General features: G+C 14.9%; 1 pseudogene. It reads right to left on the minus strand.

The window, feature by feature from the left end:
* Nucleotides 1-413: 413 nt before the first annotated feature.
* A pseudogene (locus IE038_RS25730) lies at nucleotides 414-548 on the minus strand (hypothetical protein); the annotation flags it as partial.
* Nucleotides 549-563 lie beyond the last annotated feature (15 nt).

Consider the following 563-nt stretch of genomic DNA (forward strand, 5'->3'; position numbering starts at 1 on the left):
AAACAAATATAAAACAAATAATCTCTTCCCTTATCCAAAAAAAAATATTTCTAATTTACATAATCCAATCATTTATCCCAAAAATTTCTACAATAAAATTAACTAAATCAATAATATACTTCCCTAACCACAATTCTACTATTTACATTTACTAAAAAAAATCAAATTTTTTTTATTAAAATATACAAAAAATCCCTCATAAATAAAAAAAATAAAATAAATACAACTTTAATTTAATTATAATATATAAAATACAAAAAATTAAAATTAAATCAATAAATCTTTTTTTAATCATTTATTACATAATAAATCACTACAAATAACAAAAATACACAATTTAAATAACAAAAAATCCAATATTTAAAAATTATATCAAAAATTACTAAAAAAATAAAAACTAAACCAAATAAAATTTACTCATAATAAACAAACCCAAAATCTTTATAAATATAACCAATCATTAATTCCCAACCATAAAACAAATAAAATCCAATACATAAATCAATTAATAAAAAAATCAAAAAAACTTTAATTATATCACTTAAATTATATAAAAATTCTTA

This window comes from Pseudomonas laurentiana, from assembly GCF_014648275.1.
In the GTDB taxonomy this organism is placed as follows: domain Bacteria; phylum Pseudomonadota; class Gammaproteobacteria; order Pseudomonadales; family Pseudomonadaceae; genus Aquipseudomonas; species Aquipseudomonas laurentiana.